The following is a 17,970-nucleotide window of genomic DNA, read 5'->3' as shown; positions in this document are numbered from 1 at the left end:
GGATTCTCTTGCATAAGCAAAGACTTAGCTGACGAATGCAGCAACGGCTCAGATGCGCTAGGAGGCCGCAGGCCACCGATGCTTTCATGACAAGGCGTGTTTGCCCAGGAACGCTTGCCGCTCGCCCGCCACCTAGATGACGCATCACTATGCCCGCTGCCAGCGGGAGAACGCGCATGTAACCCCCGACCAATCCCGTGTGCCAGGAGTACCCAACATGACCCTCATGCTGCCAAACATTCAGAACCCTTTCTTCAATACCGGCCTGATGGTGGATGCCGTCACGCAGCACGTCGAGGCGCAAATCAACCAGAAAAACGCCGTCGCCCCACAGCGACCTGAACCGCCCAGCTTCCCGTTCAACGGCACCGAGTACCAGGCGCCCAAATCCAGGCCCACCCTGATTCCCTACGCGCGAATCGGTTAAGTCTGTTCAAACTGCGTCGCGGGGTCTGAGCCGCGGCGCTTTTTCAACAAGGGATAGCCGAAACACCCGGTAAAATGTGCATACTCTCTTCCATCAAAGCCCCTGGAAGAGCCTTCCCATGCCTGTCACCGTTCTGGTCCTGGTTGAAACCATCAACGACTACCTGTCGATCATCGAAAGCAATGACTTCCACGTGATCCTGGCGCCGACCCCGGCCGAACGCAGCCAGGCGATCAAGACCCATGGCGAGCGGATTCAGGCGGTCCTGACCCGTGGTCCGCTGGGCTTGTATGCCGAGGAAATCGCCGCCCTGCCGCTGTTGGAAATCATCTGTGTGATCGGTGCCGGCTTCGAGCATGTCGACCTGCAGGCCGCGAGCAACCGCGGGATTGTGGTCACCAACGGCGCCGGGGTGAATGCACCGTCGGTGGCGGACCATGCCATGGCGCTGCTGCTGTCGCTGGTGCGCGGCATTCCCCAGACCGACGCCGCCGTGCGGCGCGGCGAATGGCCCAAGGTGATGCGCCCGTCCCTGGGCGGTAAACACTTGGGCATTCTCGGGCTGGGGGCGGTCGGCCTGGAGATCGCCACGCGCGCCGCCCTGGGCTTCGGCATGCACGTGAGCTACCACAACCGCCAACCCCGCGATGACGTGGACTACACCTATTGCGCATCGCCCGTGGAACTGGCGCGCACCTCGGACTTCCTGATCCTGGCCACACCCGGCGGCCCCGGCACTCGCCACCTGATCGATCGCTACGCCCTGGACGCCCTGGGCCCGAACGGCTTCCTGGTGAATATCGGCCGCGGCAGCGTGATCGTCACCGCCGACCTCGTCACCGCCCTTGAACAACGCCGTATCGGCGGCGCGGCCCTGGACGTGTTCGACGACGAGCCCGGCGTACCCGACGCCCTCAAGCGCCTGGGCAATACCGTGCTCACCTCCCACGTCGCCGGCCTGTCGCCGGAAGCGGCCCACGACACCGTGCAACGGGTGGCCGACAACCTGGTGGAATACTTTGCCGGCCGTCCGGTGCTCACGCCTGTGGCCTTGCCTGCGCCCGAAAAATGACCGATCAGGCACGCTGATCACCCTTCAACACGCTAACCTATTAAGCCGCCCCGACCTTGTCGCTGGGCGGCTACGCGCATTAGATTAGGAAATAGTCCGAGGCCTTTAAAATAAGCAGAAGGGATAAGCATGGCGCTGAACGACCAATCGACCCAGATTCGCCCAGGCGAAGAACTTGATGTCAGCCTGATCGATCCCTACCTCAAGGCCCATATCCCGGGCCTGAGCGGTACGCCCACCCTCAGCCAGTTCCCCGGCGGCGCGTCAAACCTGACCTACCTGCTGGAATACCCCGGCCAGGAATTTGTCCTGCGCCGCCCGCCCTTTGGCCACAAAGCCAAGTCCGCCCACGATATGGGGCGCGAGTTCCGCATCCTCAACCAGCTCAAGGACGGTTTCCCGTATTGCCCCAAGGCTTATGTGCACTGCACCGACACCTCGATGATCGGCACCGAGTTCTATGTGATGGAACGGGTCAAGGGCATTATCCTGCGCTCCGACCTGCCGGCCGAACTGGGCCTGGATGCGGCCAAGACCGAGGCGCTGTGCAAAAGCTTCATCGACAAGCTCGTCGAGCTGCACCAGGTGGACTACAACGCCTGCGGCCTGGCCGACCTGGGCAAACCCGAAGGCTACGTGCAACGGCAGATTCGCGGCTGGAGCGAGCGCTACGAAAAGGCCCTGACCCCCGATGCGCCCAAATGGGAAACGGTACGCGCCTGGCTCAACGACAAAATGCCCGCCGACCACCCGACCTCGAGCATCGTGCACAACGATTACCGCTTCGACAACGTGATCCTCGACCCGCACAACCCGATGCAGATCATCGGCGTGCTGGACTGGGAGCTGACCACCCTCGGCGACCCGCTGATGGACCTGGGCAACACCCTCGCCTACTGGATCGAAGCCAATGACCCGGCACCGGTGCAACTGATGCGCCGCCAGCCGAGCAACGCCCCCGGCATGCTCACACGCCGCGAGTTCGTGGATTACTACGCCGAGCGCGCCGGCCTGCAGATCGACAATTTCGACTTCTACTACACCTACGGCCTGTTCCGCCTGGCCGGCATCGTGCAGCAGATCTACTACCGTTTCTTCCATGGCCAGACCCAGGACAAACGCTTTGCGCAGTTCATCCAGATGAACAAGCTGCTGGAGCAGATGAGCCTGAACGTCATCGGCAAATCCGCGCTCTGATCGCCTATAACAAGGAACCTCCCATGTCCAAGACCCACCTGTTCGACCTCGACGGCAAGATTGCTTTTGTTTCCGGCGCCAGCCGTGGCATCGGCGAAGCCATCGCCAAGCTGCTGGCCCAGCAAGGCGCCCACGTGATCGTCTCCAGCCGCAAGCTCGAAGGCTGCCAGCACGTGGCGGACGCGATCATCGCCGACGGCGGCAAGGCCACCGCGATTGCTTGCCACATCGGCGAAATGGAACAGATCACCCAGGTGTTCGCCGGCATCCGCGAGCAGTTCGGGCGCCTGGATATCCTGGTCAACAACGCCGCGACCAACCCGCAATTCTGCAACGTGCTGGACACCGACCTCGGCGCCTTCCAGAAGACCGTCGATGTGAACATTCGCGGCTACTTCTTCATGTCGGTGGAAGCCGGCAAGCTGATGCGCGAAAACGGCGGCGGCAGCATCATCAACGTCGCCTCGATCAACGGCATCTCGCCAGGTGTGTTCCAGGGCATCTACTCGGTGACCAAGGCCGCCGTGATCAACATGACCAAGGTATTCGCCAAGGAGTGCGCGCCGTTCGGCATTCGCTGCAACGCCCTGCTGCCAGGCCTGACCGACACCAAGTTCGCCTCGGCGCTGGTGAAAAACGACGCGATCCTGAAAATGGCCCTGGCGCAGATCCCGCTCAAACGCGTGGCCGACCCGAGCGAGATGGCCGGCGCGGTGCTGTACCTGGCCAGCGATGCGTCGAGCTACACCACCGGCGTATCGCTGAATGTGGACGGCGGCTTCCTGTCCTGACCCCACAAACAACACAACCCCCTGTAGGCGCGGGCTTCGTCAACGATAATGCAGCGCTTTTAGGTGGGGCGTTTGAATTGGCGACGCAACGCTTCGATGCGTGGCCGGCAGGCGCAGCCTTCCAGGTGATCGTTGACCATGCCCGTCGCCTGCATCAGCGCATACATCGTGGTCGGGCCGACGTAGGTCCAGCCGCGTTTCTTCAAGGCTTTGGATAATCGCACCGAGGCGGGTGACGTCGGATTGGCCGTCCAGTAGGCCATGTCCACTACCGTCGGGCGTTCCTGCGCGCTAGGCTCGAACGCCCACAACCACTGCGCCAGCGAACCGGTTTCATCCACCCACTCACAGGCCCGGCGCGCATTGTTGATGGCAGAGACGATCTTCGCCCGGTTACGCACGATGCCCGCATCCTGCATCAGGCGCTGGATATCCGCCTCGCCATACTGCGCCACGCGACGAAAATCGAAGCCCTCGAACGCCACCCGGAACTGCTCGCGCTTGCGCAGGATGGTGATCCACGCCATGCCCGCCTGAAAGCCCTCCAGGCAGATCTTCTCGTACAACTGGATGTCATCCGCCACCGGCACGCCCCACTCGTGGTCGTGGTAACGCGGGTATTCCGGCGCCGCCGTGCGCCAACTGCAGTGGATCTGCCCGCGGTCATCGCTGCTCAAGCCTGGTCTGTCCATCCATCACCTCCTGTGCCGAGCGGCGGATGATAAGCGAAACATTTTCCCGCCCGCCAACCGCTCAAGCATCGCCCTTGGCGATCAACTGGTCAGACCGGGAGCTGTCAACCGACAAATAATGACTTGTGATTTCAAAAAAACCCGGCGTAGACTGGCCGCGCACTGGACTTACCGGTAAGACCACAACAATTAGCCCTGGAACCACCAGGGCACCGAATAGAGATTCCTCCCATGCTCAGATGGTGCTCGCGTTCGATTTTCCTGCAAGTCGTGATTGGCCTGATGCTCGGCATTGTCTGCGGCCTGGCCCTTCCCGAGTTCTCCTCGCAACTCAAACCCTTGGGCGACGGTTTTATCAAGCTGATCAAAATGCTGATCGGCCTGATCGTGTTCTGCGTGGTGGTCAGCGGCATTTCCGGTGCCGGCGACTTGAAAAAAGTCGGGCGCATCGGCCTCAAGTCGGTGATCTACTTTGAAGTGCTGACCACCGTGGCCCTGGTGATCGGCCTGATCATGGCGTTCAGCACCGGCATCGGCACCGGCGCCAATATCCACCTGGAGCAGCTCTCCTCCGCCGGTTTGAATGAACTGGCCAACAAAGGCCAGCACATCAAGGGTACCAGCCAGTTCCTGATGGACCTGATCCCCAACTCGGTGATCGGCGCCTTTGCCGACAACAACGTGCTGCAAGTGCTGTTGTTTTCGGTGCTGTTCGGCAGCGCGCTGAACCTGGTGGGCGAAGCGGCGTCGGGCATCTCGCGGCTGATCAACGAGCTGAGCCACGTCATCTTCCGCATCATGGGCATGATCGTACGCCTGGCGCCCATCGGCGTATTTGGCGCGATCGCCTTCACCACCAGCACCTATGGCCTGGACTCCCTGCAACACCTGGGCAGCCTGGTCGGTCTGTTCTACCTGACCTGCTTTGCGTTTGTCGCGCTGATCCTCGGCGCGGTCATGCGCCTGTCGGGCCTGCGCATGTTGCCGCTGCTCAAGTACCTGCGCGAAGAGCTGCTGATCGTGATGGGCACCGCTTCGTCCGACGCGGTGCTGCCACAGATCATGCGCAAGCTGGAACACCTGGGCATCGGCAGTTCGACCGTGGGCCTGGTGATTCCGACGGGGTATTCGTTCAACCTCGACGGTTTCTCGATCTACCTGACCCTGGCCATCGTGTTTATCGCCAATGCCACCGGCACGCCGCTGTCGATGACCGACCTGCTGACGATCCTGCTGGTCTCGCTGATCACCTCCAAGGGCGCCCACGGCATTCCCGGTTCCGCGCTGGTGATTCTGGCGGCGACGCTCACGGCGATCCCGGCGATTCCGGTGGTCGGCCTGGTCTTGGTGTTGGCGGTGGACTGGTTCATGGGCATCGGCCGTGCCTTGACCAACCTGATCGGCAACTGCGTGGCCACCGTGGCCATTGCGCGCTGGGAAAACGACATTGACCTGCAGCGCGCCAACAAGGTGCTCGACGGCCAGCAAGGCTATGCCTTCCAAACCAAAAAACCGGTGTTGCCCACCCACCAGGAATTCTAACCCCCCGTAGGCGCCGGCAAGCCGGTGCTTACACGCAACCGTCTTATTCAAGGAGCGCACGACGTGATCAGCACCTCAACCGTCGTCAATTCAGTCGTAGAAAAACTGCGCGCCGCCCTGGCGCGGGGCCAGTGGCGGCGTGGCGAAATGCTGCCCGGCCAACGCGAACTGGCCGAACAAATGGGCATCAGCCGGCCCAGCCTGCGTGAAGCGGTGATCGTGCTGGAAACCCTCGGCCTGGTGCGTTCCATGCCCGGCAAAGGCGTGGTGGTGCTGGAAACCAGCATCAGTGAACCGCAGTCCGGCGACGCCGTGGCCGACGCCAGCCTCGAAGATATCCTGCAACTGCGCTACACCCTCGAGCCCTTCATCGTCGGCCTGGTGGCCCAGTCCATCAGCAGCAAGGAAGTCGGCCAATTGCGCCTGACCCTGATGGACATGCGCGAAGCCCTGGATGCGGGCGACGCCGAAGCCGGCATGAACGCGTACATCGGCTTCCATGAAGAACTCTTCGCGCTGACCTCCAACCCGATCTTCCAGAACGTGGTGCAACAGACCAGCAACGCCCTCAAGCAAAGCGCCCAGGTGCTGCGCAACTCCCCCGAACACCTGGCGGAGCGCCTGCAGGAAAACGAGGCAGTGGTGCGCGCCATCCGCAACAAGAACAGCGCCCTGGCCAGTGCCGAGATGCGCCGGCACATCCTCCAGGAAGGCCTGCGCATGGGCATTCACTTGAACATCCCGGATGACCATCTGGGCAGTTGATTTTCTGGAGACCGGCCATGAGCGCCCACGCCCTGCAACGCGATCCCATTGTCCCGGCCCTGCGCCTGGTGGCAGGCAAAAAGCCCTCGGTGAACGACATCTACCCGCGGCTGTTCGATGCGATCCTCGAACAACGTATCGCCCCGTCCAGCCGCTTCACCGAAGAAGGCCTGGGGGAAACCTTTGGCGTGAGCCGCAGCGTGATTCGCCGGGTGCTGGCCAAGCTGTCCCATCAGCAAGTGATCATCCTACGTCCGAACCAACGGGCCCGGGTCGCCGCACCGGATGCCCAGCAGGCACGGCAGATTCTGGAAGCACGGCGGATGACGGAGATCACGGTGGTGCAACTGGCCTGCGCCCATGCAACGCCCGCGCAGATACATCAACTGCGCGAGCTGATTGCCCGCGAACGCGAATGCATCGAGGGCGACCAGCGCGGGCCGGCGATTCGCTTGTCGGGGGAGTTTCACCTGCAATTGGCCGCCATTGCCGGCAATGGGCCGCTGGCGCAGTTCCTCAATAGCCTGGTACCGCTGACGTCGCTGATCATTGCGCAGTATGAGAGGCAGGCCTGCACGTATTGTGCGTGGCAGGAACACAGGGCGATTGTCGACGCGGTGGAACAACGAGACTCGAACACCGCCGTGGCACTGATGACCCGGCATCTGGATCATCTGGAAACAAAACTTCTGAATCGCCACTGACGGTTTCCATAGGTATGTAGGGCTCCTGGTTGAGCCTGTTTTCATAACCTGTGTTTGCACACTTCAAGTGCCTAATCACAGGTAACACTCATGTACGTAGACGCTCAAACATTGCCAACGCTGTTCACCTTGCTTTCACAGCTGAACATCCAGAAAACCTCACTCGACGCGAGTCTCAACGAACCACTTGACCAACTGAATCAAATTGCAAGAAAGATCGGCCTTGAACTGTTCGCGCTTGAGAGCTTTGACAAAGCCGAACTGTGCCTGACTGTTGCGGCCGCGCAGGGTAACGTCGAGGCACAGTACGCCATGGCAACCTGCGTCACTCGTCGGGATGGCGGCTTTCGCGTACCGTCAGAAGAAACCAGGAAATGGCTCAGGCTCGCAGCCGCTCAGCACCATGTCCCCGCACTGCTGCGATTGGGCGACGCCGAATCCCTGGAGAAAGCCAGTGAACTGCTGACACCCGCGGCAACGGCGGGCGCGACAGAGGCCATGAGGCTGCTGTTTACCCTCACCAATGACGTGAAATGGCTGGATATGGCCGTTGCCCGCAACGATCACACCGCCCAATTCCAACTCGCCGACGCCTACCGCAAGGCACCACAACGGGTGCCCAATGCCGTAGAGCGCAATGCCCTGATTGAAGAACTCCTGCAGAAAGCCGCCGACGGCGGCGACCGGTCGGCGCTGGCTGACCGCGTATTTTCGCGCAACTCCACCGCAAGCGTTCTGGAAAAACAACAAAGGCTGATCCAGTTCGCCCGGTTGGGGCAGTTGGATGCGCTTCTGGAGTACGGGTACGCACTGGCCGCCATGCCACGCCACGGCGAAGGCATGTCCAACGTTGTACAGCGGCATCCGACCGCGCCGCGTACGTACGGGCTCGAAAAAGACCTGGCCAAGGCCTATGCAGTGCTCACATTTGCCCTGCCCAAACTGCCGGAATATCCGGTCGCTGAAACACTGAAAAACGACCTGGACGCCATTTGGCACCAAATGACCCCGCAGCAAATCTCAGCCGCCAACACCCTTCACACCGAGATGCAGGCAAGCATACCGACGGTATTCAAGTCCTTGGGGCCACTGAATCTGGTGGGCAGGCCATACTGATCACCAAGGCTCATTCAGCCTGACGGGCGGTCCATAAAAAAATCCCCGCATCGTTCAATGCGGGGATTTTTTCTGTTCAACAGCCGGTGAAGGGTTTAAAGCACCGACTGACCGCTCAACGCCAGGTCCAGCAGTTCACGGTTGGCCACCGCATACATGGCATAGTCCGTGCCAACCGCCGCACGGATTTCCACCATCATCGAGCGCCAGCGATCAGCCATGTCCTGGTGCTGCTCAAGCCACAGGGCCACACGGGCTTCCATGTCTTGTGGCGCGTCGGCCATTTGCAGGACCGAGATGGTGATCGCCCGTTGCTGCCAATCCACGTCATCGCGGAAGGCTTCGCGGGCCGCAGCCTGCCAATTGTTGGCCACCGGCAGATCGCTGATCTGCTGCAGGTACCATGGCAGGTCGAGCGCGCTGCCGACGGCGAAGTAGGCCTTGGCCACTTCGGCGGCGTCATGCCCGGTTACGTCGGCGGCTTCGATGATCGGCAGCAAGGTGTACAGGTGCGTCGTGCCTGCCACCATGCGTGCCAACAACTCCGGTACGCCGGCTTCGGTGTAGGCCTGGTAGCGGGTCTGCCAGCCTTCACGGGTCGGGCCTTCAAGCAGTTCGTCGAGCTTGAGGCCCAGCGCGGCCAGGTGCGGCCCGAAGTGCGCGGTGTCACGCCCAGCGTCCTGCTCGTTGCGACGGCTGCGCAGGAACCAGCGCGTAGCGCGACGGCCCAGGCGCATCAGTTCGTCCATCAGCTCCAGTTGCACGTCGGCGGAAACCTGGTGGTCCAGGGCTTCGATCTGACGGAACCAGTGCGGGAGGTGGAAGATGTCACGCACGATCACGTAGGCGCCGGCCACGTTCGCCGGGCTCATGCCGGTCGACTCTTTGAGTCGTTGCACGAAGGTGATGCCCATGTGGTTGACCAGGTCGTTGGCGATCTGGGTGCTGACGATCTCACGCTTCAGACGGTGGCGACGCATCGCCTCGCCGAACTTGGCCACCAGGCTCGGTGGGAACGCGGTCTCCATGTCGCGGGTCAGGTACTCGTCATCCGGTACCAGCGACTTGAGCAGCGCTTCCTTGAGGTCGATCTTGCTGTAGGAGATCAACACCGACAGCTCCGGACGCGTCAGGCCCTTGCCGGTCGACGCACGCTCGATGAGTTGCTCCTCGGTCGGCAGGTACTCGATGGCGCGGTCCAGCTTGCCACGGCTTTCCAGGTCGCTCATCAGGCGCTTGTACTCGGCGGCACGCTCATAGGCTTTGCGTGCGGCCAGGGACAGGGCCTGGGTCTGCTTGTAGTTGTTGCCCAGCACCAGGCTGCCGACTTCGTCGGTCATGCTCGCCAGCAACTGGTTGCGTTGCTTGTCGGTCATGTCACCGGCCTGCACCACTTCGTTGAGCAGGATCTTGATGTTCACTTCGTGGTCGGAGCAGTCCACGCCGCCGGCGTTGTCGATGAAGTCGGTGTTGGAACCGCCGCCATTGAGGCCGAACTCCACACGACCCAACTGGGTCATGCCGAGGTTACCGCCCTCGCCCACGACCTTGCAGCGCAGCTCGTTGCCGTTGACGCGCAGTGCGTCGTTGGCCTTGTCGCCCACATCGGCATGGCTTTCGGTGCTGGCCTTGACGTAAGTGCCGATACCGCCGTTCCACAACAGGTCCACCGGCGCCTTGAGCAAAGCGTTCAGCAGTTCGGTCGGGGTCAGCTTGTCGGCCTGGATGTCGAAGCGTTCTTTCATTTGCGGCGAGATCGCAATGCTCTTCGCGCTGCGCGAGAAGATACCGCCGCCTTCGGACATGATGCTGGTGTCGTAGTCGCTCCACGCCGAACGCGGCAGCTCGAACATGCGCTGGCGCTCGACGAAGCTGGTGGCCGGGTTCGGGTTCGGGTCGATGAAGATATGCAGGTGGTTGAAGGCCGCGACCAGTTGCAGCTTGTCGGACATCAACAGGCCGTTACCGAACACGTCGCCGGCCATGTCGCCGACGCCAACCACGGTGATGCTGTCTTCCTGCACGTTGATGCCGCGCTCACGGAAGTGGCGCTGAACACCGACCCACGCGCCCTTGGCGGTGATACCCATTTTCTTGTGGTCGTAACCGGCAGAACCGCCGGAGGCGAACGCATCGCCGAGCCAGAAGCCGTAGTCGATGGCGATACCGTTGGCGATGTCGGAGAAGGTCGCAGTGCCCTTGTCCGCCGCCACCACCAGGTACGGGTCATCGCCGTCATGGCGCACGACGTTGACCGGCGGCACCAGGGCGCCGTCCTTGAGGTTGTCGGTGATGTCCAGCAGGCCGGAAATGAAGATGCGGTAGCAGGCGATGCCCTCGGCCGCGATCTCGTCGCGGCTGCCGCCCAATGGCAGGCGACGCGGCAGGAAGCCGCCCTTGGCGCCGACCGGCACGATCACCGAGTTCTTCACTTGCTGGGCTTTTACCAGGCCGAGCACTTCGGTGCGGAAGTCTTCTTCACGGTCGGACCAGCGCAAGCCGCCACGCGCCACGTTGCCAAAGCGCAGGTGCACGCCTTCGACGCGTGGCGAGTAGACGAAGATTTCAAACTTCGGCACCGGCTTGGGCAGTTCAGGAATGGCCCGCGGGTCGAACTTGAAGCTGAAGTACGCCTTGTTCTGGCCGTTCGCGTCGGTCTGGTAGAAGTTGGTGCGCAGGGTCGCTTTGATGAGGTCCAGGTAGCGACGCAGGATGCGGTCTTCGTTGAGCACCTGAACGTCGTCCAGGGCGCTGAGGATCGCTTGTTCCAGGCGCTGCTGCTTGTCTTCCAGGTCGTCGGCGGTGAGCTTGCGCGCCAGGTAGAAACGGGTCTTGAACAACCGGGTCAACTCGCGGGCGATGTCGGTGTGGTTGTTCAGGGTGCTGGCGATGTAACCCAGGTCGAAGCCCAGGCGGATCTGCTTGAGGTAACGCGCGTAGGCACGCAGCAACGCCACGTCGCGCCATGGCAGGCCGGCGGTGAGTACCAGGCGGTTGAACGCATCGTTCTCGGCGTCGCCATGCACGATGTGCACGAACGCGTCCTGCAGGGTGTCGTTGAGCTGCTGGATATCCAGGTTCACGCCTTCGGCGGCGATGAACGCAAAGTCATGGATCCAGAACTCACGGCCATTGGCATGGCGCAGGCGGTACGGGAATTCACCCAGCACGCGCAGGCCGAGGTTTTCCAGGATCGGCAACACGTCGGACAGCGCCAGCGGCGTATCGGCGTGGTAGAGCTTGCAATGCAGCTCGCGCTGGCCAGAGACCTGGCCCAGCGGCTGATAGAAGCTCATCACCAGCGGGTTGGCTTCGGTGAGGCTGAGCAAATGCTGCATGTCGACCACCGCCGAATGCGCAGCAAAGCGCTCGCGGTAGCCGGCCGGGAAGCCTTTCGGGAAGTCCGCCAGCACGTTGGTGCCGTGGGCTTCGCCGAAGCTTTCGACCACCAGGCTGGAGTAGTCGTCCTGCCAGCTACGGCAGGCCTGCACCACTTCTTTTTCCAGTTGCAGCGGGTCGATGTCGATGCGGTTCTTCGGGTCGACCCGCAGAATCAGTTGCACGCGGGCCAGCACCGATTCGGAGAAGAAGGTCCAGAACTCGCAGTCCGAGGCCTTCAGGCGATCCATCAGCACTTGCTGGATCTTCTGGCGCACTTCGGTGGAATAGACGTCGCGCGGCACGTAGGCCAGGCAGTAGCAGAAACGACCGTACGGGTCTTTGCGCAGGAACACGCGGATCTTGTTGCGTTCCTGGATCTGCACGATCGACATCACGGTGCTGAACAGCTCGTCGACCGGGGTCTGGAACAGGTCGTCGCGTGGCAGCACTTCGACCACCTGGGCCAGTTCCTTGCCCAGGTGCGCCTTGGGCTGGAAGCCCGAACGGCGTTCGATTTCCGCGACCTTGCGGCGGATATAAGGGATGACCCGCACGCTTTCGCCATACACCGAGGAGGTGTAGAGGCCCATGAAGCGGCATTCCTTGATCACCTTGCCGTCGGCGTCGATCTGGCGGATCGACACATAGTCCGGGTAAGCCGGGCGGTGCACGCGGCTGGGGTGAGCGGCCTTGGCGAACGACAGCACGGTCGGCTCGCGCAGGTAGGACACGGCGTAGTCTTCGATGCGCAGGTCGTCGGCGGTGAGGCCGGCGCGCAGCAGCTTGGTCAGACCGAGGAAGGAGTTGGCGTCATACTCGATATGACCGCCGTCCGCCTCGTCACGTACCACGAATTCTTCATAGCCCAGGAAGGTGAAGTGGTTGCCCACCAGCCATTCGAGGAAGTTTTTGATCTCGGTTTTTTCTTCACCGTCGATGCTGAACGGGCTGGCGTCGATGCCTTCCAGCAGTTCCTGGACCTTGGCCTTCATCGGCTCGAAATCGGCCACGGCCACGCGCACTTCGCCCAGTACCTGCTCCAGCTCCTTGCTCAGCACGTTCAGCTCAGCGGCATTGGCGCAGCGGTCGATCTCCAGGTACATCAGCGATTCTTGCTGGATGCCTTCGCCCTGGGTGCCTTTTGGCAGGATTTCCAGCAGCTCGCCCTTCTTGCCACGGCGCACGCTGAGCACAGTGGTCTGCAGGGTGTGGATGCTGTAGCCACGGCGGTTCAGTTCGGTGCGTACCGAGTCCACCAAAAAGGGCAGGTCGTGGTGCAGCACTTCGACGGCGGTGTGGGTCGACTGCCAGCCATGACGTTCGTAATCGGGGTTGTAGACCCGCACTTGCGGTTGGGTGTGGTCGAAGCGCTCAAGCAGGCGCCAGGCAGACAGGGTGCAACCGGCCAGGTCGGAAAGGCGACGCTGGGTCAGTTCATCCAGGGAAATGATGCCGAAAAATTGCTCAGCGAACAGCGCCACTTGTGGCAGTGCCTGTTCACTGATGTGCTGCGCCAGTGCCGCTTGCAGTTGATGCTGGAAATCGGCCTTGCTGGCTGCGGTGAAGAACGCCATCTGTGGTACTCCGCTTGGGCTTGTTATTGATGGAAGCGTCGCGTGTTATCCCCTTGCGGGGAGACCGTCAGCTCTGTTCGCAGGTAACGCTGTAAGCACCATAAACGAATCAGGGTGACAGGTGGGTGAAGCTGGACAAGACAATGAGGTCACATACAACTTCCATAAGATACGCACCTTGCCAGGTGACGGTACGACGGGCAGGTCAAGCGCCCGGCACATGTACATCCGCTACGCAGCTTAACGGGTGTACGAAGACCGCTGCTTGCAACGCTGCGACATATTCGGTCATCGGTAAGCAGGCCGCTGGTTGCGACTTGGACAACCCGGAATCCACGGTGAAAAAACCAGCGGTTTTCTGCGATATGAGTATCGAAAATGACTGATTCGGCGCCTCAGGTCATGCGCTGTGCCTGACACAACCCACAGCACAAAATTCGCCGCAGTGGCACAATTGCCCGACCGCGCCCTCCCCTCTACAGGATTTCCCATGCAATTGACCACCGCCCACCTGATCGTCAACCCGTGCGATGACGAAGAAGACAACATGGCCATGCTCTGCTGCCATAGCGACAAGGGCGAGATGTTCATGCTGACCCGCTACCCCGACGAAGACGAAGTGGAACTGACCTGGGACTATGAGCCGTCGACCCTGGACGGCTTGAAGATCACCCTGAGTGACAGCACCCTGCGGGTAGAACTGGCCGCCGGCGACGCCGATGCCCTGGGCGGCAAGGATCATCTGGACATTACCCACGGCACCCGACCGGAAGATATGGCGGAAGTCGAAGAAACCCTGCAGAACATCCTCAAGGGCACCGGTACCTATATTCGCGCCTGAATAGCGTCTCACGCCCCCAGGTAGCCAACCACGAGGCGTTTGACCGTTCGTCGGCACTGTTATTTCTAACAGTATCCCCCCTGGTTTTTTACGCCTTAGCTGATCACAGCATTGGACGGTGACTGCCCAGGTGACGCGATGAAATCCCTCAGCAAAGTTCTGGCTATCGGTCTCTGGGCCGCCGCCGCGTCGGCACTCTCGGCGCCACCGGCCAACACCGACTATTCACACTTGATCCTGCTGATCAAAGACGATGGCTCCCGGTCGCACAGCGTCCAGGACAATGTCGATCCATCAAGCACCTTCCAGCACCGCGTGCCCAATATCAAACCCTTGGTGCCCCCCGCCAAGGCCCGCACGCTGGAGGACGCTCAAGCCCTGCATCGGCATCGACTGGACCGCTACTACATCATCGATACCCGCCACCTCACGCCCGCGCAGGCCCAAGCGCTGGCGGCGCAACTCAAGCAGGATCCGGCCATTGAGGACGCCGACTTCGAACCGCTGGTCGATGGCATGCACGACGACAGGGCCGCCCCCGTCGAGGCCAGCCCACGCAGCGGCATCCCGGACTACACCGAACGCCAGCACTATCTGTTTGGCCAGCAAGCCGTGGCGCCCTACAAGATCGGCGGCGTCAACGCGGTGCAAGCCTGGAAGGTGCCCGGAGGCAAGGGTGAGAACATGCGAGTGATTTCGTCGGAAATCGACCATTGGTCCTACGACCACGCGGACTTGCCCAAACCCTTTCTGGAAGTCGACGCCGGGGCCGAGACCGGCTATCACGACACCGCCAGCGTCGGCACAATCGCCTCCAGGGAAAATGCCTTCGGCACCACCGGCATCGTCCCCGCCGCACAACTGGGCTATGCCCAATTCGGCTCCGACCGCCTGATGCAAACCGCCGAGCGCCTGAGTGCGGGCGATGTCGTGCAATTAGGCGTGCACTACAAATACACCACACTGCCCGAGGCAGGCTGCACCGCCGATTGCTTTATGCCGCTCGAGTACAACAAGACCGTGCGCGACATCATTACCTACCTGACCGAAGAAAAAGGCGTGCATGTGGTACTCGCTGCCGCGAACGGCAATATCGATCTGGATCACCCCTACTTCAACGGTTGGTTCGATCGCAACCGATTCGATTCCGGGAGTATCTATGCCGGGGCCGTCGAGCCCAAGACCGGATTGAGAGCGTGGTTTTCCCAATATGGCAGCCGCGTGGACTTGTTCAGTTGGGGCGGCTCCGTCACCACGACCACCTGGAGTGCCAGCAACCCAACCAGCGGCTACACCCATACGTACAGCGGCACCTCGTCGGCCAACCCGATCATTGCCGGGGTAATGGCATCGCTCCAGGGCGTCGCACGGGCCCATGACCTGGGCAACCTGCCGCCCAAAGAACTGCGTCGAATCCTGGTTGCCACGGGCTACCCGCAGAGCGACGGCAACCGCACCCAGATCGGCGTGCAGCCTGACCTGGACGCGGCCATCAAGAAAATGCTCGCCGACGGCGTCGGTCAACCGCCCACCGGCCGCCTGGCCGTCCCTGAAGAGGCCAGATCGGGCGAGACGTTCATCAGCCATGTCTACGCCGAATCGCCTAAACTGCTGACGTTCCGCTGGAATGCCACCGGGTTCACCCCTGCGACCGGTGATGGCCCCACGTTGTCATTGACCGCCCCCACCGTACCCGTCGACACCCTGACCTCAATTTCCGTGGATGTTTCCGACGGCACCCACACCCTCGGCCTGACCGAAAACATCACCATCAAGGCCGCACCCCTGGGCGACTGCGCCACACCCTGGGTGGCCAACAAGGTGTATGCCGTTGCTGGCGAACGCGTGTCCTACAGCGGTTACAACTACCAAGTGGCGCACTGGACCCAAAACGCCCGTCCCGACTTGAACTTCGTTGAAACCGGCGCCGCCAAACCCTGGCGACGCCTGGGCACCTGCGGCGGCGGCAGTGAGCTTCCAGTCGCCCGGATAACCGGGCCAGCCAGTGTGGAAGCCGGCAAGGCCGTGCTGTTGTCAGGGGTCTCCTCGACAGGTCAAGGCTTGCGCTTTGCCTGGGCGGCAAACGGCTTCAACCCGGCTTCGTCGGCGCAGTCGTCCAGCAGCTTCGTGGCGCCGAATACAGCCGGAACCCGCACTATCACCCTGACCGTGACCGATGAACGCAGCCGAACCGCGACCACCAGCCACAGCGTGAACGTGACTGCCGGCGCCCCCGCAAACCGGCCACCTACGGGCAACGTGACGGGCAATGAGACGATCGAATCAGGCACGACCGTAAACTTCATCGCCAACACCAGCGATCCGGATGGCGACCCCATGACCTACGCCTGGACGCTTCCGGACGTGCTCACCGCGAGCATCCGCAACACCCGCAGCATCAGCGTGACTGCCCGCCCCGTCAGCAACGACACCCGTGCGACGATCAGTGTCGCGGTGAGCGACGGGCGCGGCGGCCTGACAAGACTGGACAAACAGTTCACCGTCAAACCCACGCCGGAGTCAGGCAATTGCGGCAACATTCCGCCCTGGTCTGCCACTAAGGTCTATTCGACCTATGCAGAGTCGGTGTCGTACAACGGCAAGGTCTACAAACAGAACTTCTACAACCTCAACAAGCCACCGGACGTCAACTCTGCCGCGTACGGCAAGGAATGGCAGCTTGGGGTGCCGTGCCCGTAACGTCGATCATTCGCTCAGGTGACGAGGGTGCTCTACGCCGACACCCTCGCCACAATCCCTCGTATCTTCAGATATTTCCCACATTTTCCACAAAATACCCCGCGCGCCGTTAGTCGCCACCCCGCCCGATGCATTAAAGTAGGCGCCCCAGGCCAGGCATTTTTCACCGTGCCCAGGGCTCATCTCTCCAGGAACCGTCATCGATGGAACATCGTGAAGCGCTGCTTGCGCTGCGAACCTTTCTTGCTACGCAGATTCTCGGCCAGGAAAAACTCATCGATCGCCTCCTGATCGCCCTGCTCGCCGACGGCCATATGCTGGTCGAAGGCGCGCCGGGCCTGGCCAAGACCAAGGCGATCAAAGAGCTGGCCGAAGGCATCGAAGCGCAGTTCCATCGCATCCAGTTCACCCCCGACCTGTTACCCGCCGACATCACCGGCACCGAGATCTATCGCCCGGAAACCGGCAGCTTCGTGTTCCAGCAAGGGCCGATCTTCCACAACCTGGTGCTGGCCGACGAGATCAACCGCGCGCCGGCCAAGGTGCAGTCGGCCCTGCTGGAAGCCATGGCCGAGCGTCAGGTCAGCGTCGGGCGCAGCACCTACGACCTGTCCCCGCTGTTTCTGGTGATGGCCACGCAAAACCCCATCGAGCAGGAAGGCACCTACCCGCTGCCCGAAGCCCAGCTCGACCGCTTCCTGATGCACGTCAAGATCGGCTTCCCGGACGCCGCCGTCGAACGCCGCATCCTGCAACAGGCCCGTGGCGAAGCGCTCAACGGTGAAACCAAGCCCGAGCGCCGCGTCAGCCAGCAGGCGATCTTCGCCGCGCGCAAGGAAATCCTCGGCCTGTACATGGCCGATGCAGTGGAGGAATACCTGGTGCAACTGGTCATGGCCACGCGCACCCCGGCCAAGTTCGACCCGGAAATGGCCGAGTGGATCGCCTACGGCGCCAGCCCGCGCGGCTCCATCGCCCTCGACCGCTGCGCGCGCGCCCATGCCTGGCTGGCCGGGCGTGAATTTGTCAGCCCGGAAGACATCCAGGCGGTGCTGTTCGACGTCTTGCGCCATCGCATCATTCTGTCGTTCGAGGCCGAAGCCGCCGGCATTGACCAGGACCGCGTGGTGCAGCGCATTCTCGACGTCGTTGCCGTCGCTTGAAATCC

General features: G+C 61.9%; 13 protein-coding genes. 11 read left to right on the top strand and 2 right to left on the bottom strand.

Annotation, left to right across the window (positions count from 1 at the left end):
• Positions 1-217 precede the first annotated feature (217 nt).
• The 4 genes from ACLH0J_RS17300 (at position 218) to ACLH0J_RS17285 (ending at position 3,487) form a co-directional block, all read left to right on the top strand.
• Positions 218-427 (top strand): hypothetical protein, encoded by a 210-nt coding sequence (locus ACLH0J_RS17300; RefSeq protein WP_411388279.1) that lies wholly within the window; start codon positions 218-220, stop codon positions 425-427.
• A gap of 118 nt (positions 428-545) precedes the next feature.
• Positions 546-1,499 (top strand): 2-hydroxyacid dehydrogenase, encoded by a 954-nt coding sequence (locus ACLH0J_RS17295; RefSeq protein ID WP_411388278.1) that lies wholly within the window; start codon positions 546-548, stop codon positions 1,497-1,499.
• Positions 1,500-1,628: 129 nt separating this feature from the next.
• Positions 1,629-2,696, top strand: a complete 1,068-nt coding sequence (locus tag ACLH0J_RS17290) for a phosphotransferase family protein (protein WP_411388277.1) — start codon at positions 1,629-1,631, stop codon at positions 2,694-2,696.
• 23 nt (positions 2,697-2,719) lie between these two features.
• Positions 2,720-3,487 (top strand): SDR family oxidoreductase, encoded by a 768-nt coding sequence (locus ACLH0J_RS17285; protein WP_411388276.1) that lies wholly within the window; start codon positions 2,720-2,722, stop codon positions 3,485-3,487.
• Positions 3,488-3,546: 59 nt separating this feature from the next.
• On the opposite strand, the gene ACLH0J_RS17280 is transcribed toward ACLH0J_RS17285, so the two are convergent.
• Positions 3,547-4,179: a DNA-3-methyladenine glycosylase I gene (locus ACLH0J_RS17280; protein WP_411388275.1), complete on the bottom strand. Its 633-nt coding sequence runs from the start codon at positions 4,177-4,179 to the stop codon at positions 3,547-3,549.
• Between the two features lie 216 nt (positions 4,180-4,395).
• Between ACLH0J_RS17280 and ACLH0J_RS17275 the strand changes: the two genes are divergently transcribed.
• From ACLH0J_RS17275 to ACLH0J_RS17260, 4 genes are all read left to right on the top strand, one after another.
• Positions 4,396-5,721, top strand: coding sequence for a C4-dicarboxylate transporter DctA (locus ACLH0J_RS17275; RefSeq protein WP_411392847.1), 1,326 nt, complete (start codon positions 4,396-4,398; stop codon positions 5,719-5,721).
• A 63-nt stretch (positions 5,722-5,784) separates the two neighbouring features.
• Positions 5,785-6,486 (top strand): FadR/GntR family transcriptional regulator, encoded by a 702-nt coding sequence (locus tag ACLH0J_RS17270; protein ID WP_411388274.1) that lies wholly within the window; start codon positions 5,785-5,787, stop codon positions 6,484-6,486.
• A 17-nt stretch (positions 6,487-6,503) separates the two neighbouring features.
• The gene (locus tag ACLH0J_RS17265; protein ID WP_411388273.1) at positions 6,504-7,190 is read left to right on the top strand and encodes a GntR family transcriptional regulator; all 687 of its coding nucleotides are present in this window, start codon (positions 6,504-6,506) and stop codon (positions 7,188-7,190) included.
• Between the two features lie 90 nt (positions 7,191-7,280).
• Positions 7,281-8,306, top strand: coding sequence for a tetratricopeptide repeat protein (locus ACLH0J_RS17260; RefSeq protein ID WP_411388272.1), 1,026 nt, complete (start codon positions 7,281-7,283; stop codon positions 8,304-8,306).
• A gap of 95 nt (positions 8,307-8,401) precedes the next feature.
• Here the strand turns inward: ACLH0J_RS17260 and ACLH0J_RS17255 are convergent, their stop codons facing one another.
• Positions 8,402-13,261 carry an NAD-glutamate dehydrogenase gene (locus ACLH0J_RS17255; RefSeq protein WP_411388271.1) on the bottom strand — a complete coding sequence of 1,620 codons (4,860 nt, stop codon included), beginning with the start codon at positions 13,259-13,261 and terminating at the stop codon, positions 8,402-8,404.
• 490 nt (positions 13,262-13,751) lie between these two features.
• Here ACLH0J_RS17255 and ACLH0J_RS17250 point away from each other — a divergent pair, with 490 nt between their 5' ends.
• The 3 genes from ACLH0J_RS17250 (at position 13,752) to ACLH0J_RS17240 (ending at position 17,965) form a co-directional block, all read left to right on the top strand.
• On the top strand, positions 13,752-14,102 hold the full coding sequence (locus ACLH0J_RS17250; RefSeq protein WP_411388270.1) for a hypothetical protein: 351 nt from the start codon (positions 13,752-13,754) through the stop codon (positions 14,100-14,102).
• Between the two features lie 138 nt (positions 14,103-14,240).
• Positions 14,241-16,802 (top strand): S8 family serine peptidase, encoded by a 2,562-nt coding sequence (locus ACLH0J_RS17245; RefSeq protein ID WP_411388269.1) that lies wholly within the window; start codon positions 14,241-14,243, stop codon positions 16,800-16,802.
• A gap of 203 nt (positions 16,803-17,005) precedes the next feature.
• The gene (locus ACLH0J_RS17240; protein WP_411388268.1) at positions 17,006-17,965 is read left to right on the top strand and encodes an AAA family ATPase; all 960 of its coding nucleotides are present in this window, start codon (positions 17,006-17,008) and stop codon (positions 17,963-17,965) included.
• Positions 17,966-17,970: the final 5 nt, after the last annotated feature.

It is taken from the genome of Pseudomonas sp. MPB23, from assembly GCF_046605395.1.
GTDB lineage: Bacteria > Pseudomonadota > Gammaproteobacteria > Pseudomonadales > Pseudomonadaceae > Aquipseudomonas.
This window is presented reverse-complemented; position numbering and strand designations above follow the sequence as displayed.

Bases quoted from the DNA above. Each gene is read 5' to 3' on its own strand.
- ACLH0J_RS17250 (WP_411388270.1), top strand. From the start codon at position 13,752: ATGCAATTGACCACCGCCCACCTGATCGTCAACCCGTGCGATGACGAA.
- ACLH0J_RS17265 (WP_411388273.1), top strand. From the start codon at position 6,504: ATGAGCGCCCACGCCCTGCAACGCGATCCCATTGTCCCGGCCCTGCGC.
- ACLH0J_RS17285 (WP_411388276.1), top strand. From the start codon at position 2,720: ATGTCCAAGACCCACCTGTTCGACCTCGACGGCAAGATTGCTTTTGTT.
- ACLH0J_RS17290 (WP_411388277.1), top strand. From the start codon at position 1,629: ATGGCGCTGAACGACCAATCGACCCAGATTCGCCCAGGCGAAGAACTT.
- ACLH0J_RS17295 (WP_411388278.1), top strand. From the start codon at position 546: ATGCCTGTCACCGTTCTGGTCCTGGTTGAAACCATCAACGACTACCTG.
- ACLH0J_RS17300 (WP_411388279.1), top strand. From the start codon at position 218: ATGACCCTCATGCTGCCAAACATTCAGAACCCTTTCTTCAATACCGGC.
- ACLH0J_RS17255 (WP_411388271.1), bottom strand. From the start codon at position 13,261: ATGGCGTTCTTCACCGCAGCCAGCAAGGCCGATTTCCAGCATCAACTG.
- ACLH0J_RS17280 (WP_411388275.1), bottom strand. From the start codon at position 4,179: ATGGACAGACCAGGCTTGAGCAGCGATGACCGCGGGCAGATCCACTGC.
- ACLH0J_RS17245 (WP_411388269.1), top strand. From the start codon at position 14,241: ATGAAATCCCTCAGCAAAGTTCTGGCTATCGGTCTCTGGGCCGCCGCC.
- ACLH0J_RS17240 (WP_411388268.1), top strand. From the start codon at position 17,006: ATGGAACATCGTGAAGCGCTGCTTGCGCTGCGAACCTTTCTTGCTACG.
- ACLH0J_RS17260 (WP_411388272.1), top strand. From the start codon at position 7,281: ATGTACGTAGACGCTCAAACATTGCCAACGCTGTTCACCTTGCTTTCA.